The sequence below is a fragment of the Nonomuraea candida genome, assembly GCF_000725485.1.
GTDB lineage: Bacteria > Actinomycetota > Actinomycetes > Streptosporangiales > Streptosporangiaceae > Nonomuraea > Nonomuraea candida.
The window spans coordinates 248,698-273,308 of record NZ_JOAG01000004.1 but is presented as its reverse complement, the minus strand read 5'-3'; the positions used below and the strand labels follow the sequence as shown (position 1 = coordinate 273,308).

The following is a 24,611-nucleotide window of genomic DNA, read 5'->3' as shown; positions in this document are numbered from 1 at the left end:
AGGAGGCCGACAGGGGCCTGCTCAGCGCGCCCCACGCCCCCTCGCAGGGCGGAGCCGCCCGGGGGCGGCCGCCGCCTCCGAGCCGGGCCGCCCACCTGTCCGCTGCCGAGTGACGAGACTCGCGCCGCCGCCGGGCGCGACCCGCGCAACCACGTAGATCTCGGGAACGCGCTTGGCGACGTCGAGCCGCTGAGACATGGGAACCTCCGTCATCTCGCTCTCACCGATAGGACAGGACGCCCCCTCCCCTTTGTGACAGCGACCACGGAAACCCGTGACGGAGCAGGCCGCGACGGGCCGCACGGACACACAAGACAGAACGACCCCCGCGTACGACACGAAAGCCCGCCACCGAGGCCGGGAAGCCGCGACAGGCGCACGGACACAGAGCCCCGCATGCGACACGAAAGCCCGCCACGGAGGCGGAGGAAGCCGTGGCGGGCCGCACGGACGCACGGGCGCACGGGACAGGATGACCGCCGTATGCGACAGGGAGAGCACGAAAGCCCTTCGCCGGGGGGAGAGAGCGGCGGCAGGAGCCGTGCGGACGCACGCGAAAACCCCCGTGTGAGTTACCTCACACGGGGGCTTCCGTCAGGCGATCAGTCGGCGATCAGTTCTGGATCGGAGCGGCGATCGCGGCGGCCGAGTCCGGGATCTTCGAGGACGACTCGCCCTTGAAGGTGAACTTGGCGTTGTCGCCTTCGCCCTCCACCGCCACCTTGACGACCTGGCCGGGCCGCAGCTCGCCGTAGAGGATCTTCTCCGACAGCGAGTCCTCCAGCTCACGCTGGATCGTACGGCGCAGCGGCCGGGCGCCCATGACCGGGTCGTAACCGCGGTCGGCGAGCAGTTGCTTGGCCTCGGGCGAGACCTCGAGCCCCATGTCGCGGTCCTTCAGCCTGGCGTCGACCTGCGCGAGCATCAGATCCACGATCTTGATGATCTCGTTGGGCGTGAGCTGGTGGAAGACCACGATGTCGTCGACACGGTTGAGGAACTCGGGCCGGAAGTGCTGCTTGAGCTCCTCCTGGACCTTGGCCTTCATCCGCTCGTAGTTGGACTCGGTGTCGTTGGACTTCGCGAACCCGACCCCGATGCCCTTGGAGATGTCGCGGGTGCCGAGGTTGGTGGTCATGATGATGACCGTGTTCTTGAAGTCGACCACGCGGCCCTGGGCGTCGGTCAGGCGACCGTCTTCCAGGATCTGCAGCAGCGAGTTGAAGATGTCGGGGTGGGCCTTCTCGATCTCGTCGAACAGGACCACGGAGAACGGCTTGCGCCGCACCTTCTCGGTGAGCTGGCCGCCCTCCTCGTAGCCGACGTAGCCGGGAGGCGAGCCGAACAGCCTGGAGACGGTGTGCTTCTCCATGAACTCCGACATGTCCAGGCTGATCAGAGCGTCTTCGTCGCCGAAGAGGAACTCCGCCAGAGCCTTGGACAGCTCGGTCTTACCGACACCGGAGGGGCCGGCGAAGATGAACGAGCCACCGGGACGGCGCGGGTCCTTCAGACCGGCGCGGGTGCGCCGGATGGAGCGCGACAGGCCCTTGATGGCGTCGTCCTGGCCGATGATCCGCTTGTGGAGCTCGTCCTCCATGCGGAGCAGGCGCTGCGACTCCTCCTCGGTCAGCTTGAAGACCGGGATGCCGGTGGCGGTCGCCAGGACCTCGGCGATGAGCTCCTGGGTGACCTCGGCCACGACGTCCATGTCGCCGGCCTTCCACTCCTTCTCCCGCCGCTCGCGCTTGAGCTGGAGCTGCTTCTCCTGGTCGCGGAGCGCAGCGGCCTTCTCGAAGTCCTGCGCGTCGATCGCGGACTCCTTGTCGCGGCGCACGTTGGCGATCTTCTCGTCGTATTCGCGCAGGTCCGGCGGCGCGGTCATCCTGCGGATGCGCATCCGGGACCCGGCCTCGTCGATGAGGTCGATCGCCTTGTCGGGCAGGTAGCGGTCGCTGATGTAGCGGTCGGCCAGCTGCGCGGCGGCGACCAGCGCGTCGTCGGTGATGGACACGCGGTGGTGCGCCTCGTAGCGGTCGCGCAGACCCTTGAGGATCTCGATCGTGTGGCTGAGCGAGGGCTCGGCCACCTGGATCGGCTGGAAGCGCCGCTCCAGCGCCGCGTCCTTCTCCAAGTACTTGCGGTACTCGTCGAGCGTGGTCGCGCCGATCGTCTGCAGCTCGCCGCGGGCCAGCATCGGCTTGAGGATGCTGGCGGCGTCGATCGCGCCCTCGGCGGCGCCCGCACCCACGAGCGTGTGCAGCTCGTCGATGAACAGGATGATGTCGCCGCGCGTGCGGATCTCCTTGAGCACCTTCTTCAGGCGCTCTTCGAAGTCACCGCGGTAGCGGGAGCCGGCCACCAGCGCGCCGAGGTCAAGCGTGTAGAGCTGCTTGTCCTTCAGCGTCTCGGGCACCTCGCCCCTGACGATCTTCTGCGACAGGCCCTCGACGACGGCGGTCTTGCCGACGCCGGGCTCGCCGATGAGAACGGGGTTGTTCTTGGTCCTGCGGGACAGGACCTGCATGACCCGCTCGATCTCCTTCTCGCGGCCGATGACCGGATCCAGCTTGCCCTCGCGGGCGGCCTGGGTCAGGTTGCGGCCGAACTGGTCGAGCACCAGGGAGGTCGACGGGGCCGACTCCTGCGGGCCGCCCGCCGCGGCCGGCTCCTTGCCCTGGTAACCGTGGAGCAACTGGATGACCTGCTGCCGGACACGGTTGAGATCAGCTCCAAGCTTGACCAGCACCTGGGCCGCCACACCCTCACCCTCGCGGATGAGCCCGAGCAGGATGTGCTCGGTGCCGATGTAGTTGTGACCCAGCTGCAAAGCCTCACGGAGCGACAGCTCGAGGACCTTCTTGGCCCGCGGGGTGAACGGAATGTGCCCCGACGGAGCCGACTGGCCCTGGCCGATGATCTCCTCGACCTGCTGGCGCACACCCTCAAGGCTGATGCCCAGGCTCTCCAGAGCCTTGGCGGCTACGCCCTCACCTTCATGGATCAAACCAAGAAGAATGTGCTCAGTGCCGATGTAGTTGTGGTTGAGCATCCTGGCCTCTTCTTGGGCCAGGACGACAACACGCCTCGCTCGGTCGGTGAACCTCTCGAACATCTCGTCGCTCCTCACAGAGCGGTCAGTCAGGCCGGTAAATCCGGTCCCGTCCTCCCGCATGCTAGCCCTGGCTCGGCGAACCGTGCCCACTGCCGCTGACACGCTCTATAGCAGAGACGTTCCCCGAGAGCAGGGCGTTCACCCTCCATCCAACTACTGTTCGGGGGTGACGTGTTCCCGATACGCCGCAAGCGAACGATGTTTAGGACGCTTCACGGAAGCGGCTGTAAATTGCCACCCGCGGCGCAGCGGATCCCACACGGATCTGCCTTCGGACGCCGGGCGTGGAACCGGCGCGGGGACGCCACTTCGCCCGTGCATCTCTGATGCCGCGTCCGTATCTGTTACGCAATCAGTCTATGTGGCGATCTGACGTCAGGCCAAGCGAGCGCGCTACGCCCTGAGCACAACGCGGCACGCAGCGCACATCGCGCCGACAACCCCGCCTCCCGCGCACGGGGAACACCCGGGAATCGGAAATCCGGCATCCGGTCAGCCGGGTTACCGGGTTACCGGATCGGTCCCGGTCATGCCGTCCGCGCGGCCCGGTCCGTGTCATGAGAGCAGCCCGATCCGTGTCATGAGATCCGTACAAGAGATCCGTACAGGAGATCCGCACGGGGAGGTCTCCGCTGGCATGAGAACCCCGTGCCATGAGAGGCCGGTCTTCGGCGAGCCGCCACACGGGACAGAGCGACGGCTTTGTGGTTGGACGGCATGAATACGACTTTTGCGAAGATTGCCGATATCTGTCGGATATGCCCGACATGAAGGCTCGTCCGTCTCCGCGAAAACCACGCCAGAGAAGGGGGCGCCGATCGAAGGGACCGCCTCTTCAGCCGCGCCCGGTCCGGTACTGCTCCACGAGCTTGCCGACGAGCTCCCCGACCCGCGCCCGCTCGCCCCCGTACGCGCCCAGCACCCGCGCCGCCACCCCCTCGGTCTCCCGGACGAGCGACAGCAGGACGTGCTCGGTGCCGATGTAGTCGAGCCCCAGCCCCACGGCCACCTCGTCGGACCTCTGGAGCACCTCGGTGGCCTGCGGCGTGAAGGGCAGGAAGCCCTCCGGCGCGGCCGGACCCCGTCCGGCGATCTCCTCGACCTGCCGGCGCGCGTCCTCCAGGCTCATCCCCAGGCTGCCCAGCACCTGGGCGCCCACTCCCTGCCCCTCGCGGATCAGGCCCAGGAGAAGGTGCTCGGCCCCGATGTGGCCGTGGTCGAGCATCCTGGCCTCCTGCTGGGACAGGACGACGACCTGCCGTGCCCGGTCGGTGAGCTTCTGGAACATCTCCCACTCCTAGCTGTACGTCGGCGAACCGGCTCCCGGCCGCGCCGCGCGCACCGGGCACCACGGTCCCGGCCGCGCGCCGGCGGACCGGGCGCTGCGGCTCCGATCCTGTCGCATGCTTCCGCACGGGTCGAAATCGGTGATCCGGGCACCGGCGCGTCCGGCAACGGTCGGTGATCGGAAATCCGCTATCCGGTCAGCCGGGTTACCGCATCCACAGTGGGTGACGGCATTGTGGGTGATCATCGGAAGATGCGCGCATTGTGCGAGGGAGAACCGGTAACCGCCGGTAAAACCCGGCTCACCGCATCCTTCGGACGAGGTTATCCGGGAGTGTGCGCATCCGTTCGGCGCCGGGTTTCGACGGCGGCGTGCCCGATGGGGCCGGGCTTAAGCGTTACAGCGCGTGAAGCCCGCCGCGGGCTTAAGCGTTACGGCCGTGCAGCCGGGCCGCGGGCTTAAGCGTTACGGCCCGTGCAGCCGGGCGTGCCGCCCCGGGCGCGCGCTTAACCGGGTCCGTGTTTTCGTACGGCCCGTTCGGCGGGGCATGGCCACGCCCGCCACGGGCCCAAAGCGCGCGCCAGACGGCAATGTGGGCGGCCCGCCCCGACGTGACCACACGTCGAATGGAGGCCGCCCACCATCGGCATTCGGTGCGCGAAGCGCGGCGCGGTCGCATATGCGGGCCCCGGACCGGGTGAAACGGCGCCGGGGAGGGGCCGGAGTGCGCCCCCAAAACGCCCGCATATGGGCAGCGCAGGAGATCATCTTCCGGAGCGGCCCGCTTTCGGGAACGCCGCGGAAACGATCATGCGCTTATGGCGGCCGCCGGGGTCCAAGGCGAACATCATAAGCGCATGGTCGAGAGTCGGTCGCTTAGTGCGCGGCTTCGTACTTCTCCACGACGGTGGAGGCGATGCGGCCGCGCTCGCTGACCGGCAGGCCGTGGGCCTTGGCCCACTGCCGGATCTCGGAGCTCTTCTCGCGGCTCATCGCACGGTTGCCGCCGCGGCCGCGGCGACGCGTGGATACGGCGCCCGCCCTGCGCGCGTGCTGCACGAAAGGCGTGAGAGCGTCCCTCAGCTTCTTCGCGTTAAGGTCGCTGAGGTCAATCTCATAGGAGGAGCCGTCAATAGCGAAGCTGACCGTCTCATTGGCCTCGCCCCCATCGAGGTCATCGATGAGAATCTCCTGGATCTGCTTGGCCATGTACGCAATCCTTTCGCGGAGCATTGTTTCATTCGCCTGCCCAAACATATACCCGGAAAGGCTTGGAGACAATTCAGCGCTACGGGGATTCGGCTGACTAGCCGATCAGTTCTGGCGCTCGGGCTGATCCTCGCGGTTTCGCCGGCCCGTCAGAGCCTCGGACCGGACCAACTTCACTACGCCAAAGATGAAGGCGCCCCCCACCACCACCGGGGGGATGAGCGCTGACAATACGTCTGTTAGGGCTTCCATTCGTCCTCGCCTCCACGGCTGACGGGGTTTCGGGGGGCGCATTAAGCGCCGGGCGTGACCGCCGGAGGGTCGCCCCCTCATGACAGACAGGCGACAACCACCCGTACCTGACCATAGCGGCACACAGATGCCCTGCGCGTCGCAGGGGCGCCAACATCCGGCAACCCGGACGCCCCATAGCCTAATGCCAGTCTCTCCAGGCTCCTTACCGGATCAAGCAGAAATTTTCCGAAAAGGCATCGCCCCAGGTACGGATGGCTCAGCGAAGATCTTTTACCACCCGGGTTCCCGCCACCCGGTCGTGCGGCCCCCGCTCCAGCGGCTTGTCCATGAGGATGAGCAACCCGACGCCGAACAGCAGCATTCCGGCCAGCAGATTCACGACCGGAATGCCCATCAGCATCACCGGAGCGGGATAGACCAGGGCCCGTTTGAGCAGAACACGGGCCGGCCGGCCGTCCGGGGCCAGGCGAATCCTCATGATCGCCTTGCCGAACGTCCGCCCGCGCCGGGAATGCGCCCACCAGTCGTAACCCGCATAAGCCGCCCCCGCCGCCAGCCACGCCAAGACGCCGGGCAGCCGGCCGCCGAACACCTCCGCCATCCCGACAGTTCGGAAGAAGCCCCACAGTGCGATGAACAGAATGTAATAGAAGACCCCGAAGACGAGTGCTTCAATCAGCCGGGCGGCCAGCCGTTCCCACCATTCGGCCGGTGGCGCGTCCGGCCGCGGCGGCGTCCCGGCCATAACTCCCACCTCACGTCGTCGGCGGCTCGGGTCCCTCCCATTTTCTCCGGAACCCCGGCACATAACACAGGGGCCGGCGGGAAGCCGGCCCCTGCTTTTGCCCGGGGGAAGACTACTTGATCTTCACCACCACGGTCTTCGCGAACTTGTCGGCGAAGGTCTGCTGCAGCGGCTTGTCCCAGAGCTGCGAGGCGCCGTTGAGGGCATAGGTGACGCCGGCGAGCAGGGTGCCCACCAGAGGTATCCAGTAGAGGATGTAACCGCCCACGGTCAGGAGCGCCCGCTTGACGGACACGTCGGTGGGCAGGCCGGCGGGCGGAACGGCCCCGCCCACCTGGACGACCTTGATGCCCATCACCATCTTGCCCACCGTCTGGCCCTTCATCTTGACCAGGAGGGTGTCGTAGGCCACGTAGATCAGGGTCACGACGATCGAGACCACGATGTAGTACAGCAGGCCGAAGGTGAGGCCGCTGGTGATCCCGGTGATCGTGCTGTACGACGGGTACAGCGGGGTCAGGATGAGCGACACCACGAACATCACGATGCCGAAGATGACACCGTCGATGATCCTGGCCACCAGGCGCTGCCACCACTCCGCCAGCGGCGCCGGCGCCCCGGGGGGCTGCACGCCGATCGGCTGGCCGTAGGGCTGGCCGTAGCCGGGCTGGGCGTAGCCGCCCTGACCGTACTGCTGCGGCTGGCCGTAGCCCTGCTGCCCGTACTGCTGCTGATCGCCGTACTGCTGGCCGTAACCCGGCTGGGCGTAGCCGGGCTGCGACTGCTGCTGCCCGTAACCCTGCTGCTGGCCGTAGCCCTGCTGACCGTAGTCAGGCTGCGACTGCTGCTGGCCATAGCCCTGCTGCGCGTAACCCTGCTGCTGGCCGTACTGGTCCTGCTGGCCGTAGCCGGGCTGCGACTGGGGCTGCTGGGCGTAACCCTGCTGCCCCGACTGGGGCTGCTGGCCGTAGCCCTGCTGCGCGTAGCCCTGCTGGCCGGACTGCGGCTGTTGCCCGTAACCCTGCTGCTGGCCGTAGTCGGGCTGGGACTGCTGCTGCTGCCCGTAGCCCTGCTGCTGGCCATAGCCCTGCTGCCCGTAGTCCGGCTGGGAGGGCTGCTGCTGGCCGTAACCCTGCTGGCCATAGCCCTGCTGGCCGTAACCCTGCTGGCTGTACTGGTCCTGCTGGCCGTAGCCGGGCTGCGACTGCTGCTGCTGCCCGTAGCCCTGCTGGCCGTACTGGGGCTGCTGGCCCGACTGGGGCTGCTGCCCGTAGCCCTGTTGCTGGCCATAGCCCTGCTGCCCGTAGTCGGGCTGGGAGGGCTGCTGCTGGCCGTAACCCTGTTGCTGGCCGTACTGGTCCTGCTGGCCGTAGCCGGGCTGCTGGCCGTAGCCGGGCTGGGACTGCTGCTGGCCGTACTGGGGCTGCTGGCCGTACTGGCCCTGCTGCCCGTAACCCTGCTGCTGGCCGTACTGGGGTTGCTGGCCGAAGGCGTCGTCCGCCCGGTAGCCGATCACAGTGGCGTCGGGGTCGGGCTCGCCGGGGTGGCGGCCCGTGTTCTGCTGTCCGTAGGGGGTGCCAGGCGCAGAATTCTCGCCGGATTCGTCCTGTGGATACGGCGGCTGTCCGGTGCTCACCGTGTCACCTCGCTTCGAGTGCGCATGTGGCACGTGTCAGGACACATGCCTGTGCTGCCCAACGTATCGACATAGGTATCAACAATCACCTTTCCATCTGGCCAAGGTCCGCGTCACCCGATGTCAGATGGAGCAGCATGCGGGTGTTGCCGAGGGTGTTCGGTTTGACGTGTTCCAGGTCGAGGAACTCCGCCACACCCTCGTCGTACGAGGCCAGCAGTTCTGCGTAGACCTCAGGTGAGACCGGTGTGCCCTGTATCGGGCGAAAGCCGTGTCTCGCGAAGAAGTCGACCTCAAAAGTCAGACAGAATACACGTCGCAGACCCAGATCCTTCGCGTGCTGTATCAGCGCCGAGACGATCCGATGGCCGACGCCCATGCCGCGGCATTCGGGATCCACGGCCACGGTGCGGACCTCGGCGAGGTCCTCCCACAGCACGTGGAGCGCGCCGCAGCCGACGACCTGCCCGCCCCGCTCGGCCACCCAGAACTCCTGCACGTCTTCGTACAGGGTCACCGTGGCCTTCTCCAGGAGCCGCGGCCCCGCGCCCGCGTAGGTGTCCACCAGACGCCTGACGGTCCGCACGTCGGGCGTGCGGGCACGCCGGATCACCACCGCGGTCTCCGGCGTCGTCAGCTGTTCGGCCACCTGCTCCATGGCTCTCCAGAGTACAGATGTCATTACGGCTCAGCCTTAACTCCCACGTCTGGCCCCATCCTGTTACATCTTGTGCCCATAGAGGCACGCGGGCCAGGAGCGCCGACCTCTGCCAGAAGCAGCGACGAAGTGGGATATAAGGTCCGTTCCGTACGGCAGGACACGAGATCACCTTGTGACCCTTCGGTTGTGAAACCTCAACAGACTCGGCAGTTCCGGTTGAGCACGAACCCGGAGTGCATTAGTGTCCAGCGACGATGTTCCCCGCGTGTCGCGCGCGGGGAACACGCCCAATCCCCGCCAGGGGAGCCGGGGAACCGCCGGTGACGACCTCCCGCCGCCACCACTGGGGTGAATCCGAGCTCGGTAGGGCTGCTCCGGCCCGAACCCGTCAGCTAACCCGGTCGGCGTCTATGAGAGGAGCTTGGTTGCTGAAGCGCACGCTCAACCGTGGGGGCAGATCGGCGGGCGAGCACGCCCGCCCGTCCGGCCGGACCCGGCGACCGCACTGTCTCGGTGTAATAAGCGTCACAGTCGCCGCGCTCCTGATCGCCTTTCCCGTCGGTTCCGCGTCCGCCGACCCCAAGCCCTCGCTGCAGGACCTGGCCAAGCAGGTCGAGAAGATGCACACCGAGATCGAGACGCTGACCGAGCAGTACAACGGCCAGCGCGAGAAGCTCAAGACCGCCAAGAAGGCCTCCGACGCCGCGCAGAAGACGCTGGCGGCCAGCGAGGCCGACCTGGAGGCCAAACGCGCCAAGGCCGCGCTGCTGGCCCAGAACGCCTACATGACCGGCGGGCTGAGCCGGATGCTGGCCTTCACGGCCTCCGGCGACCCCGGCACCTTCCTCGACCGCGCCGCCACCACCTACGTGCTGGAGCAGCAGCAGGGCGAGGAGCTCAACCAGGTCACCAAGGCCAGGGAGGCCGCCGAGCGCGCCAGGGCCGGCGCCAAGGCGCGCATCGAGGAGGTCCAGGAGCTCGTCGACGAGCTCGACGCCAAGCGCGACAAGATCACCAAACTGGTGACCAGGGTCGAGAGCTCCCTGTTCCGGCGGGCGCTGGGCGAGGCGGGCCGGCCGGGCACCCGGGCGACGCGCGTCAACCTGCCGATCCCCGGCAGCGGCAAGGCCGCCGAGGCCGCGCGGTGGGCGCTCACGCAGCAGCTCAAGCCCTACGTCTGGGGCGCCGACGGGCCGGGCTCCTATGACTGCTCGGGCCTGGTCATGGCGGCCTACCAGCGCGTGGGCATCTCCCTGCCCCACTACACCGGCAGCCAGTGGACCGCGGGCAGGCACATCGACCGCTCCGAGCTACGCCCCGGCGACCTGGTCTTCTTCTACAACGACCTGCACCACGTGGGCATCTACCTCGGCGGCGGCATGATGGTGCACGCGCCGCAGACCGGCGACGTCGTGCGCATCGCCTCGATCAGCGGACGCCCCTACGCCGGAGCGGTCCGCATCGCCGACTGACCCAGATCCGTCTCCTCCCCGGCCCCGCCGCTAGATCAACTGGCGGCGGGCCGCCCAGGCCACGGCCTCGATCGCCGTGGCCACGCCGATGCGGTCGCAGATGCCCCGCAGTCTCCGGCGTACCGTACGTCCGCTGATATCCAGACGTCTGCCCACCCGGTCAACCGTGACCCCCTTGGCCAGCTCCGCCAGCAGCGCAAGATCCGCATGGCTCAGCTCAACCCCTTCGGTGAGCACATCCATCGGAGGCCCTCCCCCCCAACAGCTGAACTTGGGCCCTCGATCGGGCCGAAGTCGCTCCTCGGAGACGGTAAACGCATCGTGGAAAGGTCGTCAAGCATAACAATCGCCACGCTTGACGACTGCTATTGACATGATCCGATATATATGACGTACTCGCGATATGCCGGACCTGATCACAGCGCGATGAATGAGCGCACCGCGCCTTCCCCCGCGCGGAATCACGCGGCGATGGGTCCCGCCGACGTTCTGGGTTTTGATCCGTTCGACGGTGGATTTCTGCGTGATCCTTACTCCCGCTATCGGGAGCTGAGCGCCCGCGGCGCGATCTTCCGTACGCCCGGCGGGCTGCTCGTCGCCACCACGCACGAGCTGTGCTCGGCGCTGCTGCGCGACCCGCGCTTCGGCCGCGGCCCGACGCCGCGCCGCGGCGCGGGCCCAGGTCAGCAGGCCGTCTCGTTCCTGTGGCTGGACCCGCCCGACCACACCAGGCTGCGCGGCCTGGTGAGCCGGGCCTTCACCCCGCGCATGATCGAGCGGCTGCGGCCCCGCGTCGAGGCCATCACCGCCGAGCTGATCGCCGCGCTGCCGGAGGAGGCCGACCTCGTGTCCGGTCTGGCCTACCCCCTTCCGGTCATGGTGATCAGCGAGCTGCTCGGGGTGCCTCCCGAGGACCACGTACGCTTTCGCGGCTGGAGCGAGAAGCTGGCCCGCGGCCTTGACCCGATGCTGACAGCCGACCTCGAATCGGAAACCGGCCAGGCCGGAAGGGAGTTTCGCGACTACTTCCGCGAGCTGGCCGCGACGCGGCGCAGGCGGCCGGGAGACGACCTCCTGAGCGCGCTGACCGGGGTGCGCGAGCTGAGCGAGGCCGACCTGCTGGCCACCTGCGTGCTGCTGCTCGTGGCCGGCCACGAGACCACCGTGAACCTCATCGCCAACGGGGTGCTGCACCTGGCCCGGCACGGGCTGCTGGCGCACGCCGCGCGGCGGCCCAAGGAGGTGGTGGAGGAGGTGCTCAGGTATGACCCGCCGGTCCAGCTCACCGCGCGCGTGGCGCTGGAGGACACCGCACTCGGCGGGGTGCCCGCGCCGAAGGGCACGATGGTGATGGCGGTGATCGGCGCGGCCAATCGCGACCCGGCCGTCTTCCCCGGCCCCGACCGCTTCGACGTGACCCGGGAGCCGGGACGGCACCTCGCCTTCGGGCTCGGCATCCACTTCTGCCTCGGGGCCACGCTGAGCCGGATGGAGGGCGAGATCGCGCTGTCGGCCCTCGCCTCGGCGGCGCCCGGGCTGGAACTGGCCGGGCCGCCGCCGTACAAGGAGAACGTGGTGCTGCGCGGACCGGCGGCGCTGCCGGTCCGGCTGAACCGCCGGCCCGTTACTGGGCCGGCTTGACCAGCGGGAAGAGGATGGTCTCCCGGATGTTGCGGCCGGTGAAGGCCATGATCATCCGGTCGATGCCGGCCCCCATGCCGCCGGTCGGCGGCATCGCGTATTCGAGCGCCTGGAGGAAGTCCTCGTCGACCTGCATCGCCTCGGGGTCTCCCCCGGCGGCCAGCAGCGACTGCTCCACCAGGCGGCGGCGCTGCTCGATCGGGTCGTTGAGCTCGGAGTAGGCGGTGCCCAGCTCGGTGCCGAAGCCGATCAGGTCCCACTTCTCCGTCAGCAGCGGGTCGTCGCGGTGGTTGCGGGCCAGCGGCGAGGTCTCCAGCGGGTAGTCCATGACGAACGTGGGCTGCACCAGCGTGTGCTCCACCAGCGCCTCGAACAGCTCCTGCACCAGCTTGCCCGAGCCCCACTTCGGGTCCCAGTGGATCTCGCGGCGGTCGGCCAGCTTGCGCAGCTCCTCCAGCGTCGTGGAGGTGGTGATCTCCTCGCCCACGGCCTGCGAGACCAGGTCGTAGAGCCGGACGCGGGGCCACTCGGCGATGCCGAGGTCGATCTCCTGGCCGTCGTGCACGACCACCGTGGTGTCCAGCGCGGCCACGACGGCCTTCTGGTACATCCGCTGGGTCAGGTCGGCCATGTCGTGGTAGTCGAGGTAGGTGCCGTAGGCCTCGAGCATGGTGAACTCGGGGTTGTGCGTGGAGTCGGCGCCCTCGTTGCGGAAGTTGCGGTTGATCTCGAAGACCTTCTCGATCCCGCCCACCACGAGCCGCTTGAGGTAGAGCTCGATCGCGATGCGGAGGTAGAGCTCCATGTCGTAGGCGTTGATGTGGGTCTTGAACGGCCGGGCCGCCGCGCCGCCGTGGATCGGCTGCAACATCGGCGTCTCGACCTCGAGGTAGCCCTCCTCGTGCCAGAAGTCGCGCACCGCGCGCACGGTGGCGCTGCGGACGCGGGCCATCTTCCGCGACTCGTCGTTGACGATGAGGTCGACGTAGCGCTGGCGGACCCGGGCCTCCGGGTCGGTGAGGCCGATGTGCTTCTCCGGCAGCGGGCGCAGGCACTTGGAGGTGATCTGCCAGCTGTCGGCCAGGATCGACAGTTCGCCCCGGCGCGAGGTGATGACCTCGCCGGTCACGCCGACGTGGTCGCCGAGGTCGACGTCGCGCTTCCAGCTCGCCAGGGACTCCTCGCCCACCTTGTCGAGCGAGATCATGACCTGGAGGTCGCCGCCGCCGTCGCGGAGCGTGGCGAAGCAGAGCTTGCCGCCCACGCGGTTGAGCATGACGCGCCCCGCCACCGAGACCTGGTCACCGGTCGCGGTGTCGGGCTCCAGCCCTTGGTATTTCTCCCTGACCTCGGCGTTGGTGGCCGTGCGTGGGAAATTCACCGGGTAAGGATCGACGCCCTCGCTGCGAAGGCGGTCGAGCTTCTCCCTCCGGATGCGCATCTGCTCGGGAAGTTCGTCGCTCACACCATCAAAGGGTAGGGGATATGGCGACCTGCAAGGGCTCGTCGGCTCCCTGCAGGGGCGCTGCAAGAGGACTCTCCTATCAATGCCTCATGAGCTCAGGGGGAGCCGGTGGGGAGCCGGCCCAGGGAGAGGGCTCAGGGGAGACCACGATGTTCAAGAAGATCGCGACCGGCGCGCTCGCCGTCGCCGCCACCACCGCGCTGGCCCTGTCGATTCCCGGCGCCGCGCAGGCCGCCTCCTACGACTACTTCGACGGCTGGGGCCCGGTCCACTCCCGGCACTACCTCGCCAAGGCCGACGGGCGCGTCCGCGTCGGCTGGGACCGCCACGGCGAGTCGAACGAGGTCTCGGTCAGGGGCAGGCTCTACGACCTCGACGACCGCTCCTACACCCAGGGCGGCAAGTGCGCGTACGTGCAGTTCCAGGCCGCCGACTTCGACCACGACTGGTCCCCGGTCTACGCCAGGAGATACTGCGGCTACCCCGGCTTCAAGCGCTTCGGCTTCGAGGAGCACGACGTCCAGAGCCTGCGGGTGAAGGTCTGCCAGGTGCCGCCCCACGGCGGTTACCCCACGAAGTGCGGCCCGTGGGAGTACCTCTACACCGCCGAGAGCGAGTGACGAACGCCGGAACGAGCGGCCCCACCCGCGCGGGGCCGCTCGTCAGCGCTCGTCAGGCGGTGTTGCGGTGGTAGATCAGCCGCAGCCCGATCAGGGTGAGCCACGGCTCGTGCACGTCGATCGAGCGCGACTCGCCGACGACCAGCGCCGCGTGCCCGCCGGTGGCCACCACGGTCACCTCGTCGGGGTCGTCGGCCAGCTCGGCCGCCATGCGCTCGACGATGCCGTCCACCTGGCCGGCGAAGCCGTAGATGATGCCGGCCTGGAGCGCCTCGACGGTGTTCTTGGCGATCACCGAGCGCGGCCTGACCAGCTCCACCTTGTGCAGTTGCGCGCCGGCGGCGGCCAGCGCGTCCACGGAGATCTCGATGCCGGGGGCGGTGACCGCGCCGACGTATTCGCCCTTGGCCGAGACCGCGTCGAACGACGTGGCGGTGCCGAAGTCGACGATGACGCAGGGGCCGCCGTACTGGTCGATGGCGGCCAGCGCGTTCACGATGCGGTCGCTGCCGACCTCCTTGGGGTTGTCCATGCGAACGGGCACCCCGGTGCGGATGCCCGGCTCCACGATCACGGCGGTCACGTCGCCGTAGTAGCGGCGGCACATCTCACGCATCTCGTTGAGCACGCTGGGCACGGTCGAACAGATCGCGATGCCGTCGATGTCGGCCCCCTTGAGCAGCGGCGACTGGGCCAGCAACCCCTGGAGGACGACCGCGATCTCGTCGGCGGTGCGGCGGGCGTCGGTGGCCAGCCGCCAGTGCTCGATGACGTCTTCGCCCTCGAACAGCCCCAGCACCGTGTGCGTGTTGCCGACGTCGATCGTGAGCAGCATCAATTACCCCCGCAGATCCAGTGCGATGTCAAGGGTCGGCGCTGAGTGCGTTAGCGCGCCCACCGCAAGGTAGTCGACGCCAGTTTCCGCCACATCACGGGCCGATTCCAAGGTCAATCCCCCACTCGCCTCAAGCGCAACCCTATTTTTCGCCCGATTTTTCACGACATGTACGGCTTGCGCCGTGTCCTCGACCGTGAAGTTGTCGAGCAGGATCAGCTCCGCGCCCTCGTCGAGCACGGGGCCGAGCTGGTCGAGCCGGTCGATCTCCACCTCGATCGGCAGGTCCGGGTAGCGCTCCCTGACCGCCCGGAACGCCTCGGCCACCCCGCCGGCGGCCACCACGTGATTGTCCTTGATCAGCGCGGCGTCCGACAGGGACATCCGGTGATTGACGCCGCCGCCGCAGCGCACCGCGTACTTCTCCAGCGCCCGCAGCCCCGGCAGCGTCTTGCGGCTGTCGCGCACGCTCGCGCCCGTGCCGCTGATCGCCTCGACCCAGCGGCCGGTCAGCGTGGCCACCCCGGACAGGTGCGTGAGCAGGTTGAGCGCGGTGCGCTCGGCCGTCAGCAGGGCCCGCACCGGCCCCTCGACCGTCATCAGCACGTCGCCCGCCCCGACCCGCTCGCCGTCCTTGGCCCTGCGCTCGGTACGCGCCGCGCCCAGCCGGACGAAGACCGCCTCGGCCACCGCCAGCCCGGCCACCACGCCGTCCTTGCGGGCCACCACGTCGGCCGCCGCGCGCTGCCCCTCGGGGATGGTGGCCAGGCTCGTCACATCGCCCGCCTCCTGGAGGTCCTCGGCCAGCGCGCGGTCGATCAGCGCGTCCACCTCGGCCGGGTCCAGCCCGGCGGCCGTCAGCTCCTGCGCCAGGCGCGGCGGCATCGCGTCACCGTGCGGCGTGTACGTCATGCGAAGGCCCTCCTCGGTCAGGGTCACGTCCAGGTGGCCCAGCCACTCGTTGTCGTCGCGGGTGTCGTGGTCCTCGCGCCAGTGTGAGCCGCGCGTCTCCAGCCGGGCCGCCGCCGCGCCGGTGAGCACGGTGGCGACGGTGAGCAGGTTCGTCGCCTCCCAGGACTCGGTGCGCGGCGGCACCGTGACCGGGGTCCAGCGGGCGTCGCGCAGCGCCGCGGCGGTGGCCAGCAGCGACTCGCGGCTGCGCAGCACGCTCGCCCCGGCGCTCATGTGGCCCTGGATCCTGGGCCGGACCCTCGGGTCCACCAGCCCCTCCGGAGCCCGGCTCGCGACCGGCTCGCCCGGCGACGGCCGGGCCGCGTGGATGTCCTCGGCGATGCGCTCGGCGAAGACGAGCCCTTCGAGCAGCGAGTTGGAGGCCAGCCGGTTGGCGCCGTGCACGCCGGTGCAGGCGACCTCGCCGCAGGCGTAGAGACCGTCGATGGAGGTGCGGCCGCGCAGGTCCGTACGGACTCCGCCGCTGGCGTAGTGGGCGGCGGGCGCGACGGGGATCGGCTGCGTGGCCGGGTCGACGCCGTGCTCGCGGCAGACCGCGTAGATGGTGGGGAAGCGGGACTCCCACTTCTCCCGGCCGAAGTGGCGGCCGTCCAGATAGACGTGGTCGCGCCCGATGCGCAGCATCGTGCGCATGATGGCCTTGGCCACGACGTCGCGCGGCGCGAGGTCGGCCAGCTCGTGCTCGCCGGCCATGAACCTGTCGCCCTCGTGGTCGGTCAGGTAGGCGCCCTCACCCCTGACCGCCTCCGAGATCAGCGGCTGCTGGCCGGTGGAGCCCGGGCCGAGCCAGAGCACGGTCGGGTGGAACTGGACGAACTCGATGTCGCGCACCACGGCCCCGGCCCGCAGCGCGAGGGCCACGCCGTCGCCGGTGGAGACGACGGGATTGGTGGTGGCCGCGTACACCTGGCCCATGCCGCCGGTGGCCAGCACCACCGCCCTGGCGCGCACCGCGCCCACCCCGTCGCGCGTGCCCTCGCCCATGACGTGCAGCGTCACGCCCCTGGCCCGGCCCCTGGCGTCCTTGAGCAGGTCGAGCACGAGCGCGTGCTCGATCACCTCGATCGTGCTCGCGCGGACCGCCTCGACCAGCGCCCGCTGCACCTCGGCGCCGGTGGCGTCGCCGCCGGCGTGCACGATCCTGCGCCGCCGGTGCCCGCCCTCCCTGGTGAGCTGGAGCCGCCCGTCGGGGGTGCGGTCGAAGCGGGCGCCGCGCTCCATGAGCCGCCGCAGCGCGCCGGGCCCCTCGGTCACCAGCGTGCGCACCGCCCGGACGTCGCACAGCCCGACCCCGGCCACCAGCGTGTCGTTGAGGTGCTCCTCGGGGGTGTCACGCGGGTCGAGGACGGCCGCGATGCCGCCCTGGGCCCAGCGGGTGGAGCCCGACGACAGCACGTCCTTGGTGACGACCAGGACCTTGGCCTCCGGCTCCAGCTCGGCGTAGCGCAGGGCCACGGTCAGGCCCGCGATGCCCGAGCCCACGACGACCACGTCGGCCTCGGCGGTCCAGCCGGGCTCCGGCGCGGTCAGACGCAGGGGAATCGCCGGTGCGCTCATTGGGGGTCTCCTCACTGAGGCGATTTCGTCACTATGACGATAACGCCTGGCGCGCGATGGACATGCCCCGGGGGCGCCCGGTCCGCCGCATGGGCTCCGGGGCCGTTCCGCCGCCCGCTCCCCCACCTGGGAGATCGGCGGCCGGCCGGGGCACCTCCTCAGGCGGGATTCAAGGTGAGGGTGACGTTGTCGATCAGCCGCGTGCCGCCCACCTTCGCGGCCACCGCGAGCACGGCCAGGCCCACGTAGTCGTCGCTCACCTCGGCGAACGTGGCCGGATCGACCAGGGCCAGGTAGTCGACGGTCAGCTCGGGCCCCGCCGCGTCGAGCACCGCCCGCGCCGCCCGCCTGATCTCGGCCGGGGCGAGCTCGGCCGCGCCCGTGCGCAGCGCCCGCGACAGGGCCAGCGCCACCCGCCGGTCGTCGTCGGACAGGTAGCGGTTGCGGCTGGACAGGGCCAGGCCGTCGGGCTCGCGCACGGTCGGCGCCCCCAGGATCTCGATCGGCAGGTCGAGGTCGGCGACCATGCGCCTGATGAGGGCCAGTTGCTGGGCGTCCTTCTGGCCGAAGACCGCGAGGTCGGGCCGGACCAGGTTGAACAGCTTGAGCACCACCGTGAGCACGCCGTCGAAGTGGCCCGGCCGGAACGCGCCCTCGACGACGCGGCCCATCTCGCCGGCGGAGACGCTCACCTGGCGGTCGGGGGTGTACATGTCCTCGGCCGACGGGTGGAACACCACATCCACGCCCTCCGCCCGGCACACATCAAGATCGGCCTCGAATGTACGGGGATAGCGTGAAAAATCCTCGTTAGGGCCGAATTGAAGGGGATTGACGAAAATGCTGACCACGACCTGATCGGCGCGCACCCGGGCCTGCCTGATCAGCGACCGGTGGCCCTCGTGCAGCGCGCCCATGGTCGGCACGAGCGCCACCGTTCCCTCATGGCGCACCTTGACCAGGTCTTCCCGGTTCCTGGCGACGATCAGCTCCATAACTGCCCTCCGAACGCGACGGTCAGGTCCATATATTGCCCCCCAGCGCGTCGAGCAGCCGCTCCGCCTCCTCCGGCTTGAGCAGCCCGGCGGCCAGCGCCCGATCCGCGGTGAGCCGGGCCAGCGCGATGTAGGCGTCGGCCGCCTCGGGCGCCGCCAGGATGAGCGCGTCGACGTGTTTGCGCACGGTGCCGGCGTCACCGCGGACGACCGGCCCGGTCAGCCCCGCGATGCCCAGCCGCAGCACGTTGTCGAGCGCCGCCCCCAGCAGCGGCCCGAGCATCCGGCCCGGATGCTCGACGCCGATGCGCCCCAGCAGGTCGGACGACTCCGCGATGAGCGTCACCATGTGGTTGGCCGCCTGGGCCAGGGCCGCGTGGTAGAGCGGGCGGTCGGCGTCGGCGATCCACACCGGCTCGCCGCCCATCTCGATCACCAGGGCCTCGGCGACGGGACGCAGCACCTCGGGGGCGGTGACGCCGTAGGAGATGCCGGTCAGCTTGTTGAGGTCGTCGTCCCGGCCGGTGAACGTCATCACCGGATGCAGCGCGAGCGGCAGCGCCCCGGCCCCGGCGGCCGGGTCGAGCACCGACAGCCCGTAGGCGCCGCTGGTGTGCACCAGCATCTTGCCCTGGAGGTCGGCCCCGGTGCCGACCAGCCCGCTGACCAGGTCGGGCAGCGCGTCGTCCGGCACCGTGAGGAGAACGAGCTGGGCCGCGGCCACCACCTCGTCCGGCCGCGACGGCGTCACGCCGAGCCGCTCGGCCGCCCACCTCTGCGAGTTGTCGGACACCCCGCTCGCGGCGACGACCCGGTGCCCCGCCTGCGCCAGCGCGGCACCGAGAGCGGAGCCGACCTTGCCCGCCCCGAGCACGCCGACGGTCAGCCGTGCCGGGCGATCCCCTGCGTCCATGACGTCTCACCCCTGTCGACCGTGATGGCACTGCCGACCAGGTTAACGGCCTGCCGGTGTGACGGGCGTGACCGGTGTTTTGCCGCGCGTTGAGTTACCGACAAAAGCGACAAGGGCATACAAATCGTGCACCCCCTGTCGGAAGAGATGAGGAGAGGGGTCCATCACATGGCAGCGGGCGCCGAGTCCCTGATCGAGACCCGACGCCCGCATGATGCGACCTCTTGGAGGTGCGCCGGCCGGCCATCCGCCGACTGACCGGCCGGGAGACGAGCCCGGGCCGACCTGCGTCGGCCCGGGCTCGTCGCGCGTCAGTGGTGGGCGGGCGCGTAGGCGCTGGCGCCGCCCTTGCAGCCGGCGACCCCGACCCCGATGACGGCCACGGCGTTGCCGCAGACGTTGATCGGGGCGGTGATCGGGACGTGAACCTGGTTGCCGCCCAGCACGCTGCCTGCGCCGTTGGTGATGTCGGCGTGCGCCGGGGCGGCGAGGGACAGCATGGCGGCGGCTCCGGTGAGGACCAGGACCTTCTTCAGCATGAGGGCTCCTCTCGGTTTCGCGGCGCGAAGCCGCGGATGCTTCGTACGGGGAGCGGAAGGAACCCCGCCAACTGGGAGCTGGCGGCACGCAACCACTCGGTGACACTGAGTAAACGTTACCGCAAGCCAGCGACTTTGAGTAGTCAGATGATGACGATGCGTTCCCATCGATAGTCATGAGATAGTCCAGAACATGTGGCTCACCTGGCGCGTCGCCACCGAGCGCGCGCTGTACGGCGAGGAGGGTTTCTACCTCCGCGAACGCCCCTCAAGCCACTTCCGCACCTCGGTCACGGCCTCCGCGGCCTTCGCGGAGGCGGTGGCGCGGATGGTGGCGGAAGTGGACGCCGAACTGGGCGAGCCGGATGTGCTCGACCTGGTCGACATCGGCGCGGGCGAGGGCGTGCTGCTCACCCACGTGCTGGAGGCCGCCGAGCCACGGCTGCGCGACCGGCTGCGCGTCACCGCGGTGGACCTGTCACCCAGGCCGCCCGGGCTGCCCGAGCGCATCGGCTGGTCCAGGAGCCTGCCCAGCGAGATCACCGGGCTGGCCATCGCCAACGAGTGGCTCGACAACGTGCCGCTCGACGTGGTCGAGCAGACGCCGGACGGGCCCCGGCTGGTCATGGTCGACGTGCGCACGGGCGAGGAGCGGACCGGCGGGCCGCTGCGCCCCGGCGACAGGGAGTGGCTGGAGCGGTGGTGGCCGCTGACCCGCGTGGGCGCCCGGGCCGAGATCGGCCGCCCCCGCGACGAGGCGTGGGCCTCGGTGCTCGTCCGTCTCACCAGGGGCCGGGCGATCGCCATCGATTATGCACACCCTGTGGACAACCGGCCGCCGCACGGCACGCTCACGGGATACCGCGACGGGGCGGTCGTCGCCCCCATACCCGACGGGACCTGCGACATCACGGCTCACGTCGCGCTCGACGCGTGCGCCGAGGCGGGGCGGCGGGCCGGTGCGATATCCACAACCCTGTCCACACAGCGGGAGGCGCTGCGGGAGCTGGGGCTGACCGGCGCGCGGCCGCCGCTCGACCTGGCGCGCAGCGATCCGCGCGGCTACCTGCGGGCGCTGGCCCGGGCCTCGGAGGAGGGCGAGCTGATCGACCCCGCGGGCCTGGGCGGCTTCGGCTGGCTCGACCAGCGCCGCTGAGCCGCCGCGGCGAGGGCCGGGGCGGTCAGGCGGTGGCGGTGAGCTCCAGTGACTCCAGACCCCTGATGACGTAGCCCGGCTTCCAGGCGGGCTCGCGCCGCAGCTCCAGCGTGCCGGCCCGGTCCAGCAGCGCGCCGAACGACTCGGCCAGCTCGATGCGGGCCAGCGGCGCGCCCAGGCAGAAGTGGATCCCGGCGCCGAAGGAGATGTGCGGATTGTCGGCGCGGCCCACGTCGAGCCGGTCCGGGTCCTCGAACACGGCGGGGTCGCGGTTGGCCGAGCCGAACAGCAGCGCCACCTCCGAGCCGCGCGGGATGCGCACGCCGTGCACCTCGATGTCCTCCAGCACCCAGCGCTCGAACATCTGCAACGGCGTGTCCCAGCGCATCAGCTCCTCCACGGCCGTGGGCAGCAGGGAGCGGTCGGCGCGCAGCCTGGCCAGCTCGCCGGGGTTCCTGAACAGCGACCACCAGCCGTTGCCCGTCACGTTCACGGTGGCCTCGTGACCGGCGTTGAGCAGCAGGACGCAGGTGCCGACCAGCTCGTCCTCGGTCAGCTCGGCGATCCCGGCCAGCGCGCTGACGAGGTCGTCGCCGGGCTTGGCGCGGCGGGCGGCGGCCAGGGACTTGAGGTAGCCCGCGAACTCCTCGGCCGCGCGGACCGCGGTGTGCTGGGCCTGCGGGGTCGGGTTGAGCTCGTACATGCCGCAGATGTCGGCCGACCAGGGGCGCAGCAGGTGGCGGTCGCCGTCGGGGATGCCCAGCATCTCCGCGATGACGGTGACCGGGAGCGGCTCGGCGATCTCGGCGATGAGGTCGCCGCCGCCCTTGTCCACGTACGCGTCCACCAGGCCCGCCGCGATGGCCCTGACGCGGGGGCGCAGCGACTCGACCATGCGCGGCGTGAACGCCTTGGAGACCAGCCGGCGCAGCCGGGTGTGCACCGGCGGCTCCACGTCGAGCATGCCCGCTCTGATCACCCGCCAGAACGGCTCCTGGAACTCCGGCTCCGGCGGCCGGCCGAACTCCTCGTGGGTGGCCACGTGCAGGTACGACCGGCCCAGGCGGCGGTCTCGGAGCAGGGCGTTCACGTCGGCGTGCCGCGCGATGAGCCACTGGCCCGTCGGCTCGTAGTAGCTGACGGGCGCCTGCCGCCTCAGCTCGTCATAGACCCGGTACGGGTAAGCGACGAAATCCGGATTCCAAGGATCAAAGGGCACTATTGCATCTTAGGAGCCGACCCCTCCTTCTTGGCATTCCTGCTGCGCACCCGGATGTTGAGCAGCTCCACGATGACCGAGAACGCCATCGCGAAGTAGATGTAGCCCTTCGGGATGTGCTGCTCCAGGCCCTCGGCGACGAGCACCACGCCGATCAGCACCAGGAAGGCCAGCGCCAGCATCTTGATCGTCGGGTGCTGGTCCACGAACCTGCTGATCGGGCCGGAGGCGAACAGCATCACCGCCACCGCCACCACGACGGCCGCGATCATCACGCCGAGCTCGTCCACCATGCCGACGGCGGTGATGACCGAGTCCAGCGAGAAGACGATGTCGAGGATCATGATCTGCACGATCACGGAGGCGAAGGAGGCGGCGGCGGCCTGCTTGCCGTCCTTGCCGTGCGAGCCCTCCATGCTCCCGTGGATCTCCGTGACGCTCTTGCCCAGCAGGAACAGGCCGCCGAGAAGCAGGATCAGGTCGCGTCCCGATATCTCGTGCCCGAAGACGGAGAAGAGCGGCTCGGTGAGCTGCACCACCCACGACAGGCCGAGCAGCAGGAGCAGCCGGCTGATCAGGGCCGCCGCGAGACCGAGCACGCGGGCCCGGTCGCGCTGTTCGGGAGGCAGCTTCCCGGCGAGGATGGAGATGAAGATGATGTTGTCGATCCCCAGCACGATCTCCAGGGCGACAAGGGTGAAGAAGCCGATCCAGATGTTCGGGTCGGTCACCCAATCCAACATCGGACACACCTCCATGACTTCATTTGGGGGACGGGGTTTCCCGGGTAGCAACGAGTCAGGTGCCACATAAGTTCGCGGGCTTGCGTTTTCTCCCCGATCGTCGGTTATAGTGCCGTCGTAGGTCATGAGTGCCAGCGACAAGCCCCGGCTAGCTGGCCGGCAACCCTCGCGTCCGCGGCGGGGTGCCCCGGGTGAAGACCTGGTCCGTCACGGGGTGTGGCGGGCAAGCGCGGGCTCCGTGGCTGCTCCAGGGGTCCGATGACCCTGAGGAGGTACGCCGTGTCCACGCTGACGATCTTCAACTCCACCGGTGCCGCCAACGAGGCCCAGGCCGCCCCCGCCGGCGCGGAACGCCCGATCCCCGCCGTGCTCGGCGCCGACCTCGAAGTGCCGGTCAAGGGCGGCCGGCTGGTCGGCTACGCCAACCTGGACTACGCCGCCAGCGCGCCCTGTCTGGAGCCGGTCAGCGCCGCCGTGGCCGCCGCGCTCCCGGCCTACTCCAGCGTCCACCGCGGCGCCGGCTACGCCTCGCAGCTCACCACCGCCAGGTACGAGCAGGCCCGCCACACGGTCAGAGCGTTCGTCGGCGCCCGCCCGGACGATGCCGTGATCTTCACCCGGAACACCACCGACGCCACGAACCTGCTGGCCGGTTGCCTGCCCGAGGGCACCACCACCGTCGTCTTCGACACCGAGCACCACGCCTCGCTGCTGCCGTGGCCGGAGGTCGTGCGGCTGGCGCCGCCCGCCTTCCCCGGCGAGGCCGTGCGCGCCGCCGACGAGGCCCTGGCCGCCATCGACGGGCCGAAGCTGCTCGTGGTCACCGCCGCCTCCAACGTGACCGGCGAGTTGTGGCCGATCGCCGCGCTGGCGCACGTCGCGCACCGGCACGGGGCGCGCATCCTGGTGGACGCGGCGCAGCTCGTCCCGCATCGCCGGCTCAATCTGACCGCGCTCGACCTCGACTACGTGGCCTTCTCCGGGCACAAGCTGTACGCCCCCTTCGGCGCGGGCGCGCTGGTCGGGCGGCGGGACTGGCTGGCCGGCGGGGAGCCGTACCTCAAGGGCGGCGGCGCGGTGCGCGCGGTCGGTGACGGCGAGGTCGAGTGGCATGACGATCCCGAGCCGCGCCACGAGGCGGGCACCCCGAACGTGCTGGGCGCGATCGCGCTGGCCGCCGCCTGTGACGCGCTGACCGCGACCGGGTGGACGCCGCTGGTGCGGGAGGAGGAGCGGCTGATCGCCCGGCTGCGTGCCGGGCTGGCCGCGATCCCGGGCGTGCGCGAGCTGTCGCTGTGGGGGGAGGACCACCCGCGCGTCGGCATCGTGTCGTTCACCGTGGCCGGCTACTCCGCGCGGGCGATGGCCGAGGCGCTGTCCAGCGAGTACGGCATCGGGGTGCGCGACGGCAAGTTCTGCGCGCACCCGTTCGTGCGGCACCTGCTGGACACCGCCGACGGCGGATGCGAGGACGACACCGCCTCCGCGATACGCGCCTCCATCGGCATCGGCACCACGCAGGAGCACGTCGACCGGCTGATCGAGGCCGTGCGCGAGCTGGCCACCCGCTGATCG

General features: G+C 69.9%; 20 protein-coding genes and 2 riboswitches. Of the genes, 5 read left to right on the top strand and 15 right to left on the bottom strand.

Going from position 1 to position 24,611, the window contains the following annotated elements; genetic code table 11:
• Positions 1–613 precede the first annotated feature (613 nt).
• The 6 genes from IO39_RS03055 to IO39_RS03030 all read right to left on the bottom strand — a co-directional run bounded on the left by IO39_RS03055 (position 614) and on the right by IO39_RS03030 (position 8,906).
• A complete protein-coding gene (locus IO39_RS03055) occupies positions 614–3,115 on the bottom strand; it encodes an ATP-dependent Clp protease ATP-binding subunit (RefSeq protein WP_043615375.1) in 2,502 nt (833 codons plus the stop codon).
• Between the two features lie 835 nt (positions 3,116–3,950).
• Positions 3,951–4,403 carry a Clp protease N-terminal domain-containing protein gene (locus IO39_RS03050; protein ID WP_043615371.1) on the bottom strand — a complete coding sequence of 151 codons (453 nt, stop codon included), beginning with the start codon at positions 4,401–4,403 and terminating at the stop codon, positions 3,951–3,953.
• 876 nt (positions 4,404–5,279) lie between these two features.
• Positions 5,280–5,612 carry a histone-like nucleoid-structuring protein Lsr2 gene (locus IO39_RS03045; RefSeq protein WP_043615857.1) on the bottom strand — a complete coding sequence of 111 codons (333 nt, stop codon included), beginning with the start codon at positions 5,610–5,612 and terminating at the stop codon, positions 5,280–5,282.
• 511 nt (positions 5,613–6,123) lie between these two features.
• Positions 6,124–6,612 carry an RDD family protein gene (locus tag IO39_RS50210; RefSeq protein WP_052422383.1) on the bottom strand — a complete coding sequence of 163 codons (489 nt, stop codon included), beginning with the start codon at positions 6,610–6,612 and terminating at the stop codon, positions 6,124–6,126.
• Between the two features lie 112 nt (positions 6,613–6,724).
• A complete protein-coding gene (locus IO39_RS50205) occupies positions 6,725–8,248 on the bottom strand; it encodes an RDD family protein (protein ID WP_157547844.1) in 1,524 nt (507 codons plus the stop codon).
• Between the two features lie 85 nt (positions 8,249–8,333).
• Positions 8,334–8,906: an amino-acid N-acetyltransferase gene (locus tag IO39_RS03030; RefSeq protein ID WP_043615369.1), complete on the bottom strand. Its 573-nt coding sequence runs from the start codon at positions 8,904–8,906 to the stop codon at positions 8,334–8,336.
• Between the two features lie 277 nt (positions 8,907–9,183).
• A riboswitch (cyclic di-AMP (ydaO/yuaA leader) is annotated at positions 9,184–9,331 on the top strand.
• Between the two features lie 3 nt (positions 9,332–9,334).
• Between IO39_RS03030 and IO39_RS03025 the strand changes: the two genes are divergently transcribed.
• Entirely contained in the window at positions 9,335–10,381 is a 1,047-nt protein-coding gene (locus IO39_RS03025; protein WP_245641778.1) for a C40 family peptidase, read from the top strand.
• Positions 10,382–10,411: 30 nt separating this feature from the next.
• On the opposite strand, the gene IO39_RS03020 is transcribed toward IO39_RS03025, so the two are convergent.
• Entirely contained in the window at positions 10,412–10,624 is a 213-nt protein-coding gene (locus IO39_RS03020) for a LuxR C-terminal-related transcriptional regulator (RefSeq protein WP_043615366.1), read from the bottom strand.
• Between the two features lie 228 nt (positions 10,625–10,852).
• Between IO39_RS03020 and IO39_RS03015 the strand changes: the two genes are divergently transcribed.
• Positions 10,853–12,022, top strand: coding sequence for a cytochrome P450 (locus IO39_RS03015; protein ID WP_043615364.1), 1,170 nt, complete (start codon positions 10,853–10,855; stop codon positions 12,020–12,022).
• On the opposite strand, the gene lysX is transcribed toward IO39_RS03015, so the two are convergent.
• Entirely contained in the window at positions 12,006–13,463 is a 1,458-nt protein-coding gene (lysX, locus tag IO39_RS03010) for a bifunctional lysylphosphatidylglycerol synthetase/lysine--tRNA ligase LysX (protein WP_043615361.1), read from the bottom strand. The genes IO39_RS03015 and lysX overlap by 17 nt on opposite strands.
• A 173-nt stretch (positions 13,464–13,636) precedes the next feature.
• Here lysX and IO39_RS03005 point away from each other — a divergent pair, with 173 nt between their 5' ends.
• On the top strand, positions 13,637–14,107 hold the full coding sequence (locus IO39_RS03005; protein WP_043615359.1) for a hypothetical protein: 471 nt from the start codon (positions 13,637–13,639) through the stop codon (positions 14,105–14,107).
• Between the two features lie 52 nt (positions 14,108–14,159).
• Here IO39_RS03005 and IO39_RS03000 read toward each other — a convergent pair whose 3' ends face one another.
• The 5 genes from IO39_RS03000 to IO39_RS02980 form a co-directional block, all read right to left on the bottom strand.
• Entirely contained in the window at positions 14,160–14,942 is a 783-nt protein-coding gene (locus tag IO39_RS03000) for a type III pantothenate kinase (protein ID WP_043615849.1), read from the bottom strand.
• A gap of 3 nt (positions 14,943–14,945) precedes the next feature.
• Entirely contained in the window at positions 14,946–17,471 is a 2,526-nt protein-coding gene (locus tag IO39_RS02995) for an L-aspartate oxidase (protein ID WP_043615356.1), read from the bottom strand.
• 158 nt (positions 17,472–17,629) lie between these two features.
• Positions 17,630–18,466 carry a pantoate--beta-alanine ligase gene (panC, locus tag IO39_RS02990; protein ID WP_043615353.1) on the bottom strand — a complete coding sequence of 279 codons (837 nt, stop codon included), beginning with the start codon at positions 18,464–18,466 and terminating at the stop codon, positions 17,630–17,632.
• A 22-nt stretch (positions 18,467–18,488) separates the two neighbouring features.
• Entirely contained in the window at positions 18,489–19,379 is an 891-nt protein-coding gene (locus tag IO39_RS02985; RefSeq protein WP_043615351.1) for a Rossmann-like and DUF2520 domain-containing protein, read from the bottom strand.
• Between the two features lie 311 nt (positions 19,380–19,690).
• Positions 19,691–19,918, bottom strand: coding sequence for a chaplin family protein (locus IO39_RS02980; protein ID WP_043615349.1), 228 nt, complete (start codon positions 19,916–19,918; stop codon positions 19,691–19,693).
• Between the two features lie 193 nt (positions 19,919–20,111).
• Here IO39_RS02980 and IO39_RS02975 point away from each other — a divergent pair, with 193 nt between their 5' ends.
• Complete coding sequence (locus IO39_RS02975) at positions 20,112–21,074, top strand: SAM-dependent methyltransferase (protein WP_043615345.1); 963 nt, start codon at positions 20,112–20,114, stop codon at positions 21,072–21,074.
• Between the two features lie 25 nt (positions 21,075–21,099).
• On the opposite strand, the gene IO39_RS02970 is transcribed toward IO39_RS02975, so the two are convergent.
• Both IO39_RS02970 and IO39_RS02965 read right to left on the bottom strand, forming a co-directional pair.
• Entirely contained in the window at positions 21,100–22,293 is a 1,194-nt protein-coding gene (locus IO39_RS02970; protein ID WP_043615342.1) for a cytochrome P450, read from the bottom strand.
• Entirely contained in the window at positions 22,293–23,036 is a 744-nt protein-coding gene (locus IO39_RS02965) for a TerC family protein (RefSeq protein WP_052422408.1), read from the bottom strand. Before IO39_RS02965 ends, IO39_RS02970 begins: the two co-directional genes overlap by 1 nt.
• A gap of 120 nt (positions 23,037–23,156) precedes the next feature.
• Positions 23,157–23,272: riboswitch (SAM riboswitch) on the top strand.
• Positions 23,273–23,315: 43 nt separating this feature from the next.
• Between IO39_RS02965 and IO39_RS02960 the strand changes: the two genes are divergently transcribed.
• On the top strand, positions 23,316–24,608 hold the full coding sequence (locus IO39_RS02960; RefSeq protein WP_043615339.1) for an aminotransferase class V-fold PLP-dependent enzyme: 1,293 nt from the start codon (positions 23,316–23,318) through the stop codon (positions 24,606–24,608).
• The last annotated feature ends 3 nt before the right edge of the window (positions 24,609–24,611 follow it).